Annotated in this window: 12 protein-coding genes and 1 pseudogene; 3 read left to right on the top strand and 10 right to left on the bottom strand. The window is 64.2% G+C overall.

Annotation, left to right across the window (positions count from 1 at the left end; genetic code table 11):
• Positions 1 to 180 precede the first annotated feature (180 nt).
• The 3 genes and pseudogenes from AB0O87_RS15425 to AB0O87_RS15435 all read left to right on the top strand — a co-directional run bounded on the left by AB0O87_RS15425 (position 181) and on the right by AB0O87_RS15435 (position 3,520).
• Positions 181 to 1,473, top strand: coding sequence for an APC family permease (locus tag AB0O87_RS15425; RefSeq protein ID WP_363517881.1), 1,293 nt, complete (start codon positions 181 to 183; stop codon positions 1,471 to 1,473).
• A 155-nt stretch (positions 1,474 to 1,628) separates the two neighbouring features.
• A pseudogene (locus AB0O87_RS15430) lies at positions 1,629 to 2,810 on the top strand (IS3 family transposase).
• Positions 2,702 to 3,520: an IS481 family transposase gene (locus AB0O87_RS15435; RefSeq protein WP_363517914.1), complete on the top strand. Its 819-nt coding sequence runs from the start codon at positions 2,702 to 2,704 to the stop codon at positions 3,518 to 3,520. Before AB0O87_RS15430 ends, AB0O87_RS15435 begins: the two are co-directional and overlap by 109 nt.
• Positions 3,521 to 3,552: 32 nt before the next feature.
• Here the strand turns inward: AB0O87_RS15435 and AB0O87_RS15440 are convergent, their stop codons facing one another.
• The 10 genes from AB0O87_RS15440 to AB0O87_RS15485 form a co-directional block, all read right to left on the bottom strand.
• Positions 3,553 to 3,870 carry a metal-sensitive transcriptional regulator gene (locus AB0O87_RS15440; protein ID WP_363517884.1) on the bottom strand — a complete coding sequence of 106 codons (318 nt, stop codon included), beginning with the start codon at positions 3,868 to 3,870 and terminating at the stop codon, positions 3,553 to 3,555.
• Positions 3,871 to 3,884: 14 nt separating this feature from the next.
• A complete protein-coding gene (locus AB0O87_RS15445; protein ID WP_363517887.1) occupies positions 3,885 to 6,116 on the bottom strand; it encodes a heavy metal translocating P-type ATPase in 2,232 nt (743 codons plus the stop codon).
• 78 nt (positions 6,117 to 6,194) lie between these two features.
• Complete coding sequence (locus AB0O87_RS15450; RefSeq protein WP_363517890.1) at positions 6,195 to 6,458, bottom strand: YHS domain-containing protein; 264 nt, start codon at positions 6,456 to 6,458, stop codon at positions 6,195 to 6,197.
• 19 nt (positions 6,459 to 6,477) lie between these two features.
• The gene (locus tag AB0O87_RS15455; protein WP_363517893.1) at positions 6,478 to 8,805 is read right to left on the bottom strand and encodes a heavy metal translocating P-type ATPase; all 2,328 of its coding nucleotides are present in this window, start codon (positions 8,803 to 8,805) and stop codon (positions 6,478 to 6,480) included.
• A 52-nt stretch (positions 8,806 to 8,857) separates the two neighbouring features.
• Positions 8,858 to 9,808 carry a heavy-metal-associated domain-containing protein gene (locus AB0O87_RS15460; protein ID WP_363517896.1) on the bottom strand — a complete coding sequence of 317 codons (951 nt, stop codon included), beginning with the start codon at positions 9,806 to 9,808 and terminating at the stop codon, positions 8,858 to 8,860.
• Entirely contained in the window at positions 9,805 to 10,017 is a 213-nt protein-coding gene (locus tag AB0O87_RS15465; RefSeq protein WP_363517899.1) for a heavy-metal-associated domain-containing protein, read from the bottom strand. Before AB0O87_RS15465 ends, AB0O87_RS15460 begins: the two co-directional genes overlap by 4 nt.
• A gap of 153 nt (positions 10,018 to 10,170) precedes the next feature.
• The gene (gene lnt / locus AB0O87_RS15470; RefSeq protein ID WP_363517902.1) at positions 10,171 to 11,808 is read right to left on the bottom strand and encodes an apolipoprotein N-acyltransferase; all 1,638 of its coding nucleotides are present in this window, start codon (positions 11,806 to 11,808) and stop codon (positions 10,171 to 10,173) included.
• A gap of 5 nt (positions 11,809 to 11,813) precedes the next feature.
• Positions 11,814 to 12,059, bottom strand: a complete 246-nt coding sequence (locus AB0O87_RS15475; RefSeq protein WP_363517905.1) for a hypothetical protein — start codon at positions 12,057 to 12,059, stop codon at positions 11,814 to 11,816.
• Positions 12,056 to 12,931, bottom strand: coding sequence for a prolipoprotein diacylglyceryl transferase (gene lgt / locus AB0O87_RS15480; RefSeq protein WP_363517908.1), 876 nt, complete (start codon positions 12,929 to 12,931; stop codon positions 12,056 to 12,058). The genes AB0O87_RS15475 and lgt overlap by 4 nt, the downstream gene beginning before the upstream one ends.
• Before the next feature lie 297 nt (positions 12,932 to 13,228).
• Complete coding sequence (locus AB0O87_RS15485) at positions 13,229 to 13,669, bottom strand: hypothetical protein (RefSeq protein ID WP_363517911.1); 441 nt, start codon at positions 13,667 to 13,669, stop codon at positions 13,229 to 13,231.
• Between the last annotated feature and the right edge of the window lie 220 nt (positions 13,670 to 13,889).

The following is a 13,889-nucleotide window of genomic DNA, read 5'->3' on the forward strand; positions in this document are numbered from 1 at the left end:
GCTACAACACTCGCCGGCGCCACTCCGCGATCGGCAACATCAGCCCGAACGCCTACGAAGCCGCACGCTCCGCTACGCTCGCGGAAGCGGCATAATCGAACCGACACCGTGTCCACGATCAAGGGCCAAGGCCCCATGGCGTGAAAACCGAAATTGAACGAGAAGGAGCGAGGGGTTCACATGGTCGCAACGAAGGGCAAGATTTCACTCGTCGGGTCCGTTTCGCTCGGCACCGGAGTGATGATCGGGGCGGGAATCTTTGCGCTCGTCGGGCAGGTCGCGGGCTTCGCCGGAGACTGGTTTCCGCTCGCGTTTCTGCTCGGCGCGATTGTCGCCGGTGTCAGCGCCTACTCATACACGCGATATTCAAGCGTGAACCCCTCTGCGGGTGGTATTGCGATGCTACTGAAAGATGCGTACGGACCGGGGGTCGCTGCGGGATCGTTTACCCTGTTCATGTACGTCTCAATGGTGGTCGCGGAAAGTCTCCTCGCTCGCACCTTCGGAACTTACCTGCTGCGCCCATTTGGCCTACAAGACTCTGCAATTCTCGTCCCCCTCCTGGGCGTGCTTGCGATCGTGGCAGCAGCCATCGTGAACTTGCTCGGTAATAAGCTCGTTGAAGGATCCGCGACCACGACTGCGATCATCAAGATCGTGGGCATCGCACTGCTCGCTATAGCGGGACTCGTCGGTGCTGTCGCATCAGGATCCGGACTCTTCGCCCAAAGCTCAGGCGAGGCCCCCGATATCGTCGGACTGCTCGCCGGAACGGTCCTGTGTGTGCTCGCCTACAAAGGGTTCACCACCATAACCAACCAAGGTGACGACATTCAGGACGCGAAAAAGAACATTGCGCGCTCGATCGTCATTTCCCTGGCGGTCTGCACGGTCCTCTACATGCTGATCACCGTCTCGGTAGAGTCCAGTATTGGGGCCGCAGGCGCGGTAAAAGCGCGTGATTATGCGTTGGCTGCGGCAGCCGAACCGCTCTTTGGCTCGTGGGGTATCGGAATCACGGTGGCGATCGCCGTTGTCGCCACACTGTCCGGGCTGCTGGCCAGTCTGTATTCGGTATCACGCCTCTACGGAATGCTCCAAGACATGCGCCAGACGCCGTCACTGCCTGCGCGCGTCCCGCAACAGCCGCTGATCATCACGGCTGGGCTCGCGATTATCGTCACAGCCTTCCTGGACCTCACTCAGATCGCATCGATGGGAGCGTTCCTCTACCTCGCAATGGACATCGCGGTGCAATGGGGCGTGATTCGGCACCTCCGGACAAAAATCAAGGCAAAGCCGTGGGCACCGCTTCTCACAATATTGCTCAACTTCTCGATTCTGATTCCCTTCACGATTCTTAAAGTGCAAAGCGATCTTCAAACCGTAATTGTCACTGCAGCGGTTGCGACAGCCGTTATCGTCGGCCAGGTGATCGTTATGCGGGTGAGAGCAAAAGAGGAGACGAATTAGAGCCGGGAGTCCTAACTCTGAGGCCTCGCCGATGTCGGAGCCTCGTGCTGTCTCGGTTCCCAGAGCACTGATCCAATTACGGATTTGGGCGTGAGGAACGGATCGGTGACAACTGATCGTTAGTGCCGGGAGGCGCTGGCGGGAAGGATGTCATCATGCCCGGTCCCTATCCGAGAGAGTTCCGCGAAGACGTCGTCGCGGTCGCCCGCCGCCGTGAGAGCGGCGTCACCATCAAACAGATCGCCACTGACTTCGGAGTCAGCGAGGCGACGCTGCAGAACTGGCTCCGCCAAGCAGATGTCGAGAAAGGCAAGCGTCCCGGTCAGACGGCAGACGAGGCCGCCGAGATGCGAGAGCTGCGCCGCCGTAACCGTCTCCTCGAGCAGGAGAACGAAGTCCTCAGGAAGGCAGCGGCATATCTGTCGCAGGCGAACCTGAAACTGGGTGGCTCCCCAAAATGACGTACCCGCTCGTTGCCGAGCTCGCCGAGGCGGGGATCCCCGTCACGGTGTCGTGCCGGGTCCTGAAGCTCGCAAGACAGCCCTACTACCGGTGGCGCAATGACCCGATCCGCGACGCGGACGTCCTCCGCGCGTATCGGATCAACGCCCTCCACGACGCGCATGAGGACGACCCGACGTTCGGTTACCGATACCTCGCTGACGAAGCACGCCGCGCAGAGTGGCGGATGAGTCGCCGGACGGCGTGGAAGCTGTGCTCGCAGGCTGGGATCCTCTCCTCCGCGCAACGCCGCCGGCGCGGGAAGGGCAAGAAGGCCGGCCCACCCGTGTTCGACGACCACGTGCAACGCGTCTTCCGGGCCGATGCCCCGAACCGGGTCTGGCTCACCGACATCACCGAGCACCGCACGACGACCGAAGGCAAGCTTTACTGCTGCGCGATCAAAGACGTCTTCTCAAACCGGATCGTGGGGTACTCGATCAGCGACCGGATGACCTCGAAGCTCGCGGTCGACGCACTCCGCAACGCCGTCGCCCGCCGCGGCGATGTCGCCGGATGCATCTTGCATGCCGACAGGGGGCAGCCAGTTTCGAAGCCGCGCCATGGCCCGGGAACTGCGCCGGCACGACATGGTCGGTTCGATGGGCCGAGTCGGCGCCGCGGGCGACAACGCAGCTATGGAGAGCTTCTGGTCGCTCCTGCAGACCAACGTCCTCAACCAGCAGCGGTGGACCACCCGGCAGGATCTGCGGCTCGCCATCGTCGTCTGGATCGAGCGGAAGTATCACCGGCAACGAGCCCAGGACTCCCTCGGCGGCTTGACCCCCATCGAGTTCGAGTCCAAGCTGGCCGAGCCGCTCACCCTCGCGGCCTAAACCACACCTGTCACCAGTTCGTTCCTCACGCCCGGATGCCGAAGCTCGCGAACCTCGACCAGGCCACCGGGCTGCCCGTCCGCAAGCCGAAACCGAAACGGTATGAGGTCGCCGCTCCGGGCCAACTGGTGCACGTCGACATCAAGAAACAGGGCCGCATTCCCAATGGCGGCGGGTGGCGTGTGCACGGTCGCGGGTCAGTGCAGGATCACGCCGCGGGCGCGGTCCGTGACAAGGCCGCGAGGGCTGGCGCGGCACGCTCCCGCGGCTACCGGTATCTTCACCACGCCGTCGACGACCACTCGCGGGTCGCGTACTCGGAGGTCCTGGACGACGAACGCAAGGAGACCGCCGCAGGGTTCTGGACCCGCGCGAACGCGTTCTTCGCCGGACTCGGCGTGACGGTCACCGCCGTGATGACAGATAACGGTGCGTGCTACCGATCACACGCCTTCGCGGACGCCCTGGGAGAGACCGTGAAGCACAAATGGACCAGGCCCTACCGGCCGCAGACGAACGGCAAAGTCGAACGGTTCAACCGCACCCTCGCCGCCGAGTGGGCATACGCGAAGCCCTACGCCAGCGAAGCCGAACGAACCGCCGCCTACGAGACCTGGCTGCATCACTACAATCACCACAGGCCCCATACCGGCATCGGCGGCAACGTTCCCTCCGCCCGCGTTCACAACGTCACGGGGAAGTACACCTAGCGATGGGCAACAGCCCGCTGGAGGGGGCGGCGTCAGCGCACGAGTCGCGCGATGGCTTGTGATGCTTCGCGGATCTTGCCTTCGATGTCTCCGTCGGTTCGTACGGCGTCGGTGACGCAGTGGCGGAGGTGGTCTTCGAGGAGTCCAACAGCGACGCTTTGTAGGGCGCTGGTGAGGGCGGAGATCTGGGTGAGAATGTCGATGCAGTACTTCTCGTCCTCGACCATGCGATGTACGCCGCGTGCTTGTCCTTCGATGCGCTTGAGCCGGGTAAGGTAGCGGGATTTGTCGGTGATGTAGCCGTGTTCTGCGTGTTCGCAGGATGTCGCCTGCTCAGCGGTATCGGTCATGGGTGCTCCTGGTGTCAGTGTTTGTCGAGAATGGTGCGGGTGGTGGTGTCGGGTCGCAGGTCGAGCCGGCGCAGCAGTTGTGCGTTGAGTGCGACGACGATGGTCGACAGCGACATGAGGATTGCGCCAACGGACATCGGCAGGATGAACCCGATCGGTGCGAGGACGCCGGCGGCGAGGGGCACGGAGATGAGGTTGTAGCCGGCTGCCCACCACAGGTTCTGCTTCATCTTCTGATACGCGGCACGGGAGAGTTCGACGACGGACAGCACGGATCGGGGGTCGTCGCTGGCGAGGATGACGCCTGCGGATGCGATCGCGACGTCCGTGCCGGCGCCGATCGCGAGTCCCACGTCGGCTTGGGCAAGCGCGGGGGCGTCGTTGACGCCGTCGCCGACCATCGCGACTTTGCGGCCTTCCTTCTGCAGTTCTTGGACCTTGGCGGCCTTGTCTTCGGGGCGGACGCCGGCGAAGAACCGGTCGATTCCGAGGTCCTGGGCGACAGTGTGCGCGACCGCTTCGGCGTCTCCGGTGATCATGACCACCTGGACGCCGAGCGCGTGGAGCGCGTCGACGGCTTCGCGGGATTCGGTGCGCACCTCATCGGCGAGCTTGAGAGCGCCGATCACCTGGCCGTCCTGCAGAACGTGCAGGATGATCGCGCCGTCCTCTCGCCAGGTGTCCGCGACAGGCAGCTCGTTCGCGTCCTCCTCGGTGAGTAGGTGTGGTCCGCCGACCCGGACCGTTGTCCCGTCGACGGTCGCGGTGACGCCCACGGCGGGCGAGGAGGTGAAGTCGCGGCTCTCGGGAACCGTGAGGTCCTTGTCGGCTGCGGCACGAACGATGGCCTTGGCGAGCGGGTGTTCGCTGTCCGCTTCGGCGGCTGCGGCGAGAGCAAGCACCTGGTCCGGGTTGCCGCCTTCGGGTACCGATATGTCGCTGACGGTTGGCTCGCCCTTGGTGAGGGTACCGGTCTTGTCAAACAGGACCGTGTCGACGGTGCGCATGCTCTCCAGCGCGAGTCGGTCTTTGACGAGCACGCCACCACGTGCGGCGCGTTCGGTGGCGATAGACACGACGAGCGGGATCGCCAGCCCCAGGGCGTGGGGGCACGCGATCACGAGAACGGTGATCGTGCGGATCACGGCAGCGTCCGGGAAGCCGAGGACGGTCCACACGATGGCGGTGATCGCCGCTGCCCCGAGTGCGAACCAGAACAACCATCCCGCCGCGGTGTCGGCGAGACGCTGGGCGCGGGAAGATGAGTTCTGCGCCTCAGTGACGAGGCGCTGGATGCCGGCAAGGGTCGTGTCATCGCCGGTCGCGGTGATCTCCACGCGGAGCCCGGAGTCCGTGGCGACGGTGCCGGCCGTGACCAGGTCGCCGGCCGCGCGAGCGACGGTGCGCGATTCCCCGGTGACCATGGACTCGTCCATGGATGCTCTGCCGTCGACGATCCGCCCGTCGGCGGGGATGCTCCCACCGGGACGGATGACGATGAGGTCGCCGACGACGAGGTCGGAGGGTGAAACGGTGACGACCTGCCCGTTTTCGACGCGTTCGGCTTCGTCGGGCAGTAGCGCCGCCAACGAGTCCAGTGCGGTGGTCGTCTGGGCGAGGGAGCGCATCTCGATCCAGTGGCCGAGGAGCATGATGACGATCAGCAGCGCCAGCTCCCACCAAAAGTCGAGCTCGTGATGCAGCACGCCCAGGCTCGCGCCCCAGGAGGCGAAGAACGCGACGGTGATCGCCAGGCCGATGAGGAGCATCATGCCGGGCTTGCGGGTACGGATCTCACTGACTGCGCCGACGAGGAAGGGCCTGCCGCCCCACACATACATCACGGTCCCCAGGACGGGGGATATCCAGGCGAGGCCGGGGATGTTCGGGAGAGTGTAGCCGAGGATCATCGCGAACATTCCGGACAGCGCCACGGTGGGCACCGCGAGGATCAGCATGATCCAGAATAGTCGGCGGAACTGCCCCACATGATCGCCGTGACCGCTGTGGCCCCCGTCTTCCATATGCCCGGCGTGTTGCGTGTGTGCGGCTTGTTCACTGCCGTCGTGGCCGCTCATCGAGGGCTCGTGCCCGTTGTGGGTCGCAGTGGCGGCGTGATCTGTATGACCCTCTGATTTCGGGGCGTGGCCGGCATGGTCGGTGGCCGGGGTCCCGTGGGATGCGTGGGCGTGGTGATCGTGATGTGCGGTAGGGTGTTCAACCTCATCGTTGTGTGAGTCGCTCATGGACCTATCCTCCTCGGGAATGGTGAAACCGTGTGAGGCTCGCGTTGGGGGCGAGCCTCACACGCAGATGGTGCGAGATCAGGCGGCTGCGGCCGCGTATTTCGCAGGGTCGGCGTCGAACAAGGGCCCGCACGCTGCGCAGCAGAAGTAGTAGCGGGTGCCTTCGTGGTCACGGAACAGGCCCGCGGCTTCCGCGTCTGCCTTGACCACGGTGCTTCCGGTCATCACGGGGCATTCGGCGAGGTCTTCCGCCTGCGGGGCGAGGAGATCCTTGCGTCCTTCGGCATCGACCTGGGCGTGGTTGTTGTGGGTGCAACAGGAGCCGGCGGAGGTGTCTGACATGGTGTGTCCTCTTTCGATTTCAGTGGTGAGTTCCGACGGGAACCGCAGCTGTCGCGTCTTCACGCGGTGCACGGGCGCCTGTCGGAGAGGGGTCCGCCGCCTGGCTACGGAAGGAGCGCAGGCGGAGGCTGTTGCCGACGACGAAGACGCTGGAGAACGCCATCGCCGCACCGGCGAGCATGGGGTTGAGTAGCCCGAGTGCGGCGAGCGGGATCGCCGCGACGTTGTACGCGAAGGCCCAGAAGAGGTTGCCCTTGATCGTGCCGAGCGTCTTGCGGGACAAGCGGATCGCGTCGGCTGCGCTACGAAGGTCACCGCGGACGAGGGTGATATCGCTGGCTTCGATGGCCACATCGGTGCCGGTGCCCATCGCCAATCCGAGGTCAGCCTGGGCGAGGGCAGCGGCGTCGTTGACGCCGTCGCCGACCATCGCCACGACCTTCCCTTCTCCCTGGAGACGGGTGATCACGTCGACCTTGTCTTTGGGGAGGACTTCTGCGATGACCTCGGCGATGCCGACCTCCGCAGCGATCTGCTCGGCCACGGTGCGGTTGTCACCGGTGAGCAGGACCGGCGTCAACCCGAGGCGCTTGAGTTGCATGATGGCTTGTGCACTGGTCGGCTTGACGGTGTCGGCGACGACGAGCACACCTCGGGCGTGCCCGTCCCAACCGACTGCGATCGCGGTCTTGCCCTGAAGTTCTGCACCTGCCTTGGCCGTGGCGAGATCGGCAGGAAGGTGCTGTGACCAGTCGGCGAGCAGCGACTCACGACCGACGAGCACAGCGTGCCCGTCGACGATGCCCTGGACGCCCTTACCTTCGACGTTCACGAAGTCCTCGGCCGTGGGAAGGGTGCCGAGTTTCTGGGTCGCGGCTTTGGCGATCGCCTCGGCGATGGGGTGCTCGGACGCATCCTCGAGCGCTCCCGCGAGACGCAGCACGTCATCACGGATGACGCCGTCGGCCGTGTACACATCGGTGAGAGTCATCTTCCCGGTGGTCACGGTGCCGGTCTTGTCCAGAACGACCGTGTCAACCCTGCGGGTGGACTCGAGGACCTCTGGGCCCTTGATGAGGATGCCCAGTTGGGCACCGCGGCCGGTCCCGACCAGCAGTGCGGTCGGCGTTGCCAGACCGAGTGCGCATGGGCAGGCGATGATCAGGACCGCGACCGCGGCGGTGAATGCCGCAGCGGCGGGGAATCCGGCACCAAGCCACGCGCCGAGCGTTCCCAGTGCGATCGCGATGACGATGGGGACGAAAATCCCCGAGATCCGGTCAGCGAGGCGCTGCACTTCCGCTTTCCCAGTCTGCGCATCCTCGACGAGCTTCGCCATCTGCGCGAGCTGCGTGTCTGAGCCGATCCTCGTCGCGCGGATCACGAGCCGGCCGCCGGCGTTCACCGTCGCCCCAGTGACCGAATCATCCTCAGTGACCTCCACCGGCACGGACTCACCGGTGAGCATCGACGCGTCGACCGCCGACGTCCCCGAAACGATGACTCCGTCCGTCGCGATCTTCTCACCGGGGCGGACGACGAACTCGTCGCCCACGGCAAGTTCAGCGGTCGGGATGCGCATCTCCACGCCGCCGCGGAGCACCGCGACATCCTTCGCGCCCAGCTCCAGCAGGGCGCGCATTGCAGCCCCGGCTTGACGCTTGGCACGCTTCTCGAAGTACCGTCCGGCCAGGACGAACATCGTCACCGCCGCACCGACTTCGAGGTAGATATTCGCGGCGCCGTCGCTGGGCGCCACAGTCAGCTCGAACGGGTGCGTCATCCCCGGAGCACCGGCTGTCCCGAAGAACAGCGCATACAGTGACCACAACAGAGCGCCGGCGGTGCCAATGGAGATGAGCGTGTCCATTGTCGCCGCACCGTGGCGGAGATTCGTCCACGCCGCCTTGTGGAACGGCCACGCCGCCCACACGATGACCGGACCCGCCAGCGCGAGCGACAGCCACTGCCAGTACGTGAACTGCAGTGCCGGGATCATCGCCATCGCGATGACAGGGACCGCCAGCACAACCGAGGTGATCAACCGGTTGCGCAGGCTCACCAGTTCCGCATCCGGCGCGTCGGCGTCCTCGCTGCTCGACGGTTCGTCCATGGCGGGAAGGGCGGCCGTGTACCCGGTCTTCTCCACCTCGGCGATGAGCAGCGCGGTGTCGACACCGGCGGGGGCGGTGACCTTGGCCTTTTCCGTGGCGTAATTCACTGTCGCCGTGACGCCGTCGATCTTGTTGAGCTTCTTCTCGATCCGCATCGCGCACGATGCACACGTCATGCCACCGATCTCCAGCTCTACGCTGGCGACGTCGGCCTCCGACTGCGTGTCCGTCATGACGGTCTCCTCAATTGCTGTTCGTCTCAAAGGGGCGTGCTGTGATGCGCGGTCAGTGACCGGAGTGTTCGTCGTCGCTCGTGTCCGATTCGTCCTCGGCGCCTGCGGCGGGGCTGGCCGCGTCGAGGACGAAGGCGGCGGTGTGCACCTGCCCGTCGACCTGGAAGTCGAGATACAGCAGGTATCGTCCCGCCGTAGGCGCCTCCGCTGTGAACTTCACAGCAGGACCAGCTTGGTCCCCGGGCTCGGGCTCCTCGCCTTGCGCGTGGACATGCAGGTAGGCCAGATCACCCTCACGCAGCGCGACCAGGTGCCCGAATGCGCCGAGATACGGTTCCAGCGCGGTCACTGGCTCACCGTCGCGGGTGACCTCGACGGTGAGCTCACTGCCGGTTCCCGCGACGAGGTTCCCGCTGATGCTCACATCGAATCCGTCGACACTGTCGGTGGCCTTGACGTCCGTGGACGGTGCCGGCGTCACCAGACCTGCCACATTCACGGTGCGAGAAAGCGTTGCGCTCGTACCGTTGCCGGCGGTGAAGTCCGCATACGCGCGGTACGTGCCGGCAGCGTCCCACGTCCAAGGCAGCGACCACGTGCCGGTCGAGGTGTCGAGCACCGGGTGCACGTGCCGATACTCACTGCCGTCACTGCGCACGACGATCAAGTGAAGTTGCTTGCCGTGTGCTGTCTCGTACTCGGTGACTGGCTCGCCCTCGGTATTCAAGACCTCGAAGGTCAGATCGCCCTCGACGCCTACCTCGGCGGGTGCTTGGACGGCTCCGATGACGAACCCCGACGCCGCAATCGACAACCCAGCCACGCTCGCTTCCGGCAAGGTCTCGGCGTCCTGTTCTGCATCCGTGGCATGCGCTACCGACCCGGCGCCTGCCCATGCCGTGACAGCGTTCTCAGGAACGACGACACCACTGACGGCGAAGGCGGCGGCGAAAACCGCCACAAGGCCCGCACCGTAGATGCCTAGGCGGCCTGCGGCGTTCATCGGACGCGGACCGCCTCGTATCCTGCCTCGTCCACCGCGGTGAGGATCGTGGCGTCGTCCAGCGGATGCGCACTGGTGATGACGAGCTTGCCGCTCTGGGCACTGACATCAATATCCGTGACGCCCGCGATCTGGCTGACTTCCCCGCGGATGGCAACCTCGCAGTGACCGCAGCTCATCCCGGTGACCTGATATTCGCTCGTGTCCATGATGATTCCTTCCTCAACCTGAATACCCGGGTGGGGTACTGTTACGCTCGACTGTATACCCAGAGGGGGTATTCCCGTCAAGGAATGAGAGGAAGAGCGGAATGGGTCATATTGGTGAATCGCTTTGATGTGGTCGAGGAGATATTTGGACGTTCACCGCCGAGTTTTCGTTCGAGACAGCAGCGCAGCGATTGCGACCGCGCCAAGTCCGCCCCACAGCAGCACCCACGAAACGATGGTGCCTATTGCTGTCCCTAGCGTGGTTCCGGTGCGTAGCTCCACGTCAGCAGTCATCACACCTGACTCGCCGGCGGGGAGCGACGCGGACGTGGTGCCATCGGGGGAGATAATCTGGCTGGTTCCGACTGTGGAGACGTTCACCACACTGCGTCCGGTCTCGATTGCGCGCATCCTCGCGAAGGCGAGTTGTTGCAGGTTCTCGTCGGTGCCACGAAAGTCGGCGTTGTTGGTCTGGAACACGAGCACCTGCGCGCCAGCATTGATGCTCTCGGCGACTACTTCGTCGTAGATGACATCGAAGCAGATCGCCAGCCCGATCGGGACGTCGTTGACGGTGACCAAGGGCACGTCGGTGCCGTGTGCGTATTCCCGCTGGATTAGTCCGATCAGGTCAGGGACCAGGGCATTGTAGAACGCCCTGTCTGGCACGTACTCGCCGAAGGGCACAGGATTCCGTTTGGCGTGCGTTTGCAGCTGGTCGCGTTGAGGCATGGTGCTGATGCGCGGATCCCACACGAACGAGGTGTTGTAGAGAGTCTCGTCAACGCTGGTGGCCGCGTTGGCGAGCAGCGGAGCACCCACCTGCTGGCTGATCATGGTCAGGTAGTTGGCGAGGTAGTTGCTTTCGAAAGGATCGGCATCCATGCCTTCGGGCCAGACCAACAAGTCCAAGTTTTCGCCATACAGCGGCCTGGTCGCATCCCCCTGCGCGTGCGCGATTGCCCACGGTTCTCGTTCGTCGAAGTACCCGGACGGGCCGTTGCCCTGCACCGCACCAATCCGCATGGTGCCCGCGAGGGTGGTGGGAAAGGCCGGCATCAGCACCAGCACCCCACCTAGTGTGACCGGGATCGCTATTCGGAGCGGATGGCGCCACCCGCCCATCCGCAGCCATTCGAGTGTCGCGGCGACGCTCAGCACAATAAGGAAGCTCAGGCCACTGACACCCACCCAGGACGATAGTTCAGCAGTCGGGCTCTCGGACTGGGTCATTCCCAGTCGAGCCCACGGCAGGCCACCGTATGGCCACATACCGAGCACAACCTCACGACCGGTCCACAGCGCCGCCACCAGCACCGGCAGGAACACCAGCCTCCCGATAACACCGGGAACCAAGTGAGGTAGCCATCGGTATGCCAGGGTCAAGGGAATCACACCGATCGCGGTCAGCGCACCCTCCACTGCGGTCAACGCTAACCATGGGATCAGGCCGAGATAGCGAGATGTCCAGAGCACCAGCAGGGAAAAGAACACCAGACCGAACACCAGACCGATCGCGAGTGATCCCGCAACGCTGCGGCCGATCGCAGCGACCAGCACAAGACCGGTAGCGACGAACGCAGCGGGCCAGAACCCCACCTCGGGGTAGGCAAGATCCATCACGACCCCCGCCACGGCAGCCGTGAACAGCGCCGCCCACAACGGCAGAAGCGGACGATCCCGACCGTCGGGTTTGCGCACTACAGTGCTGGCCTGTTTCGACGGCATCTGGCGGCCAGTGAGACCCACAAGCTTACGAATCGGCGGTGGGGCCCCTGGTGTGCCGTTCACGTTGATCACTTGGGCTTTCGGCTGGACACGATCGCTCCGATGATGACGAGTAACAGCCCCATCGGGTATCCGGCGACGAGGTCGATCCATCCTTCCGGCTGTCCGGGGCCGAAGGCTTCGAGGTGAGTGAGCCAGTGGATGACAACTACCAGCGCGCCGATCACCATGATGGCTTGCCCGATGCGGAGGTTGCGCTGTCGGCGACGGTACCTCAATGCGGGGTCCGGATTCTTTGGGGTGTGACGATTCATTGTCCGCTCCTTGCGGTGGATGGGTGGGCAGGCGGATGAGCTGATAGATATGGGGAGCTCTCCCGTTCCGGGTGGCGTCGGGCTTGTACGAGGTACAGGACGACCCCGCCAAGGGCGACGAGCATGGCAGCAAGCATGTTGATTTTGAGTCCCCACAACTCGAGTTCAGTCGGGTCGATGCGGAACGACTCGAACCAGGCGCGGCCAGTGCCGTAGATGATGAGATATAGCCCGAGGGCTTTTCCCCACCGCAGTGAAATCTTCCGCTCGAGCGCCAGAATGAGCGTTGCACCGGCGAGGCTCCACAGCATCTCGTACAGGAACAACGGGTGAAAGAGCGTGTCTGTTGGCAGACCTGGTGGGAATGCCGGGCTGGAGGGATCGATCTGAAGACCCCAGGGTAGGTTCGTCGGAGCTCCGAAGAGTTCCTGGTTGAAGTAGTTGCCGAGTCTGCCGATCGCCTGGGCGATCAGCAGCCCCGGTGCGAGCGCGTCGGCGAACGCCAGGAACCGCAGGCCCGCTCGCCGACAGGCGATGTAAGCGCCGACGCTGCCGAACATGATGGCTCCGAAGATCGCGAGACCGCCCTCCCAGACGTAGAACACACGCCACAAGTCGGCCCCTGGGTAGAAGTAATCTCCGGGGTGGGTGACGACATGGTAAAGCCGCCCGCCGAGGATCCCCACGGGCACTGTCCAGATCGCGACGTCGATGACGATGTCGGGTTTCGCTCCGCGCCGACGTAACCGTTTCGAGGTGAGCCAGATTGCGATGATGATCCCGGCGATGATGAACAGCGCGTAGAACCGGATGGTGAGCGGACCGAGCTGGAACCCGGTGATGTCGGGGCTCGGGATCGATGTGTGGATCAAGGTCGTCTCCTCAGTGCTTGAGTCCGCGCTATAGGGTGCGGAAATTTAGTCATTCGGTCTTTCGATTGCCTCTGCTCTGCAATGTTCTGCCTGGAACGTTGCGTGATCTCCAGCGATGGCGCGTCGGCAGGCCGGTGCTTCCCGCGAATGGATCGATGCGACGTACAGCACCAGCGGGGATCGGAGACGTCTCGCACGGACGTTAAGAGAAGGCGCTCCGAACCAGCAGCGCGGCACGTCCTTGGCCACCGTCGGCGGCGGGGGAACGCAGCGTCACAGGAGACAGCGGGCCGAGCTTCAGGTTCGGGAGATCGACAGCTCTACTAGCGAGGGTGTGAACGACGATTCAGGCTCGCGCGGCTGCACCATAAGCGGCGCGCGGAAAGGCCGCGACGTCAGAAGTGAGAGCCGTCGAGCGCCCAGTGTGAAGGAGCGCAGCACAGTGAAGACGAGGAATGTGCAGAGCACGCCGATCAGGCAGGTCACCGCACCTCGTATACCGCTGTCGCTCGTTGCCGCCGGCTCAGCCGTTCCGACATTCGCAACAGACGCGACGGTCTCGGCGCCGGTCTCGATACTCGTCACGGACCCGAAGCTCGGGAGGTCGGCTTCCGCGTGGGTCGTTGACCAGATGCCTGCCATAAGGGTGAGCGCCAACCCCAACGCGACAATGATTCTGACGACCAACCGTTGCTCACCCAGGTGGGCGTCTCGTCGAGACTGCAACGTCCGTATCATGATGTCGGACACTATATCAATCGATGTCATGAACCACCTGTCGCCGGCCTTGCTCAGATGATGGCGGCGCTCAGATGATGGCGGCCATGTGCGAAATCACGCGGGATCCATTCGAGAAGACCGAAGGCGCTTGACCCCTGATCTTGGACACGCTGATTCCAGCACGATGCTGGGGAAGCGAGAATCCAAGGGATGGCTAGGAAGAACTACACGGACGAGT

Source organism: Microbacterium sp. NPDC076768 (genome assembly GCF_040687205.1).
Taxonomy (GTDB): domain Bacteria; phylum Actinomycetota; class Actinomycetes; order Actinomycetales; family Microbacteriaceae; genus Microbacterium.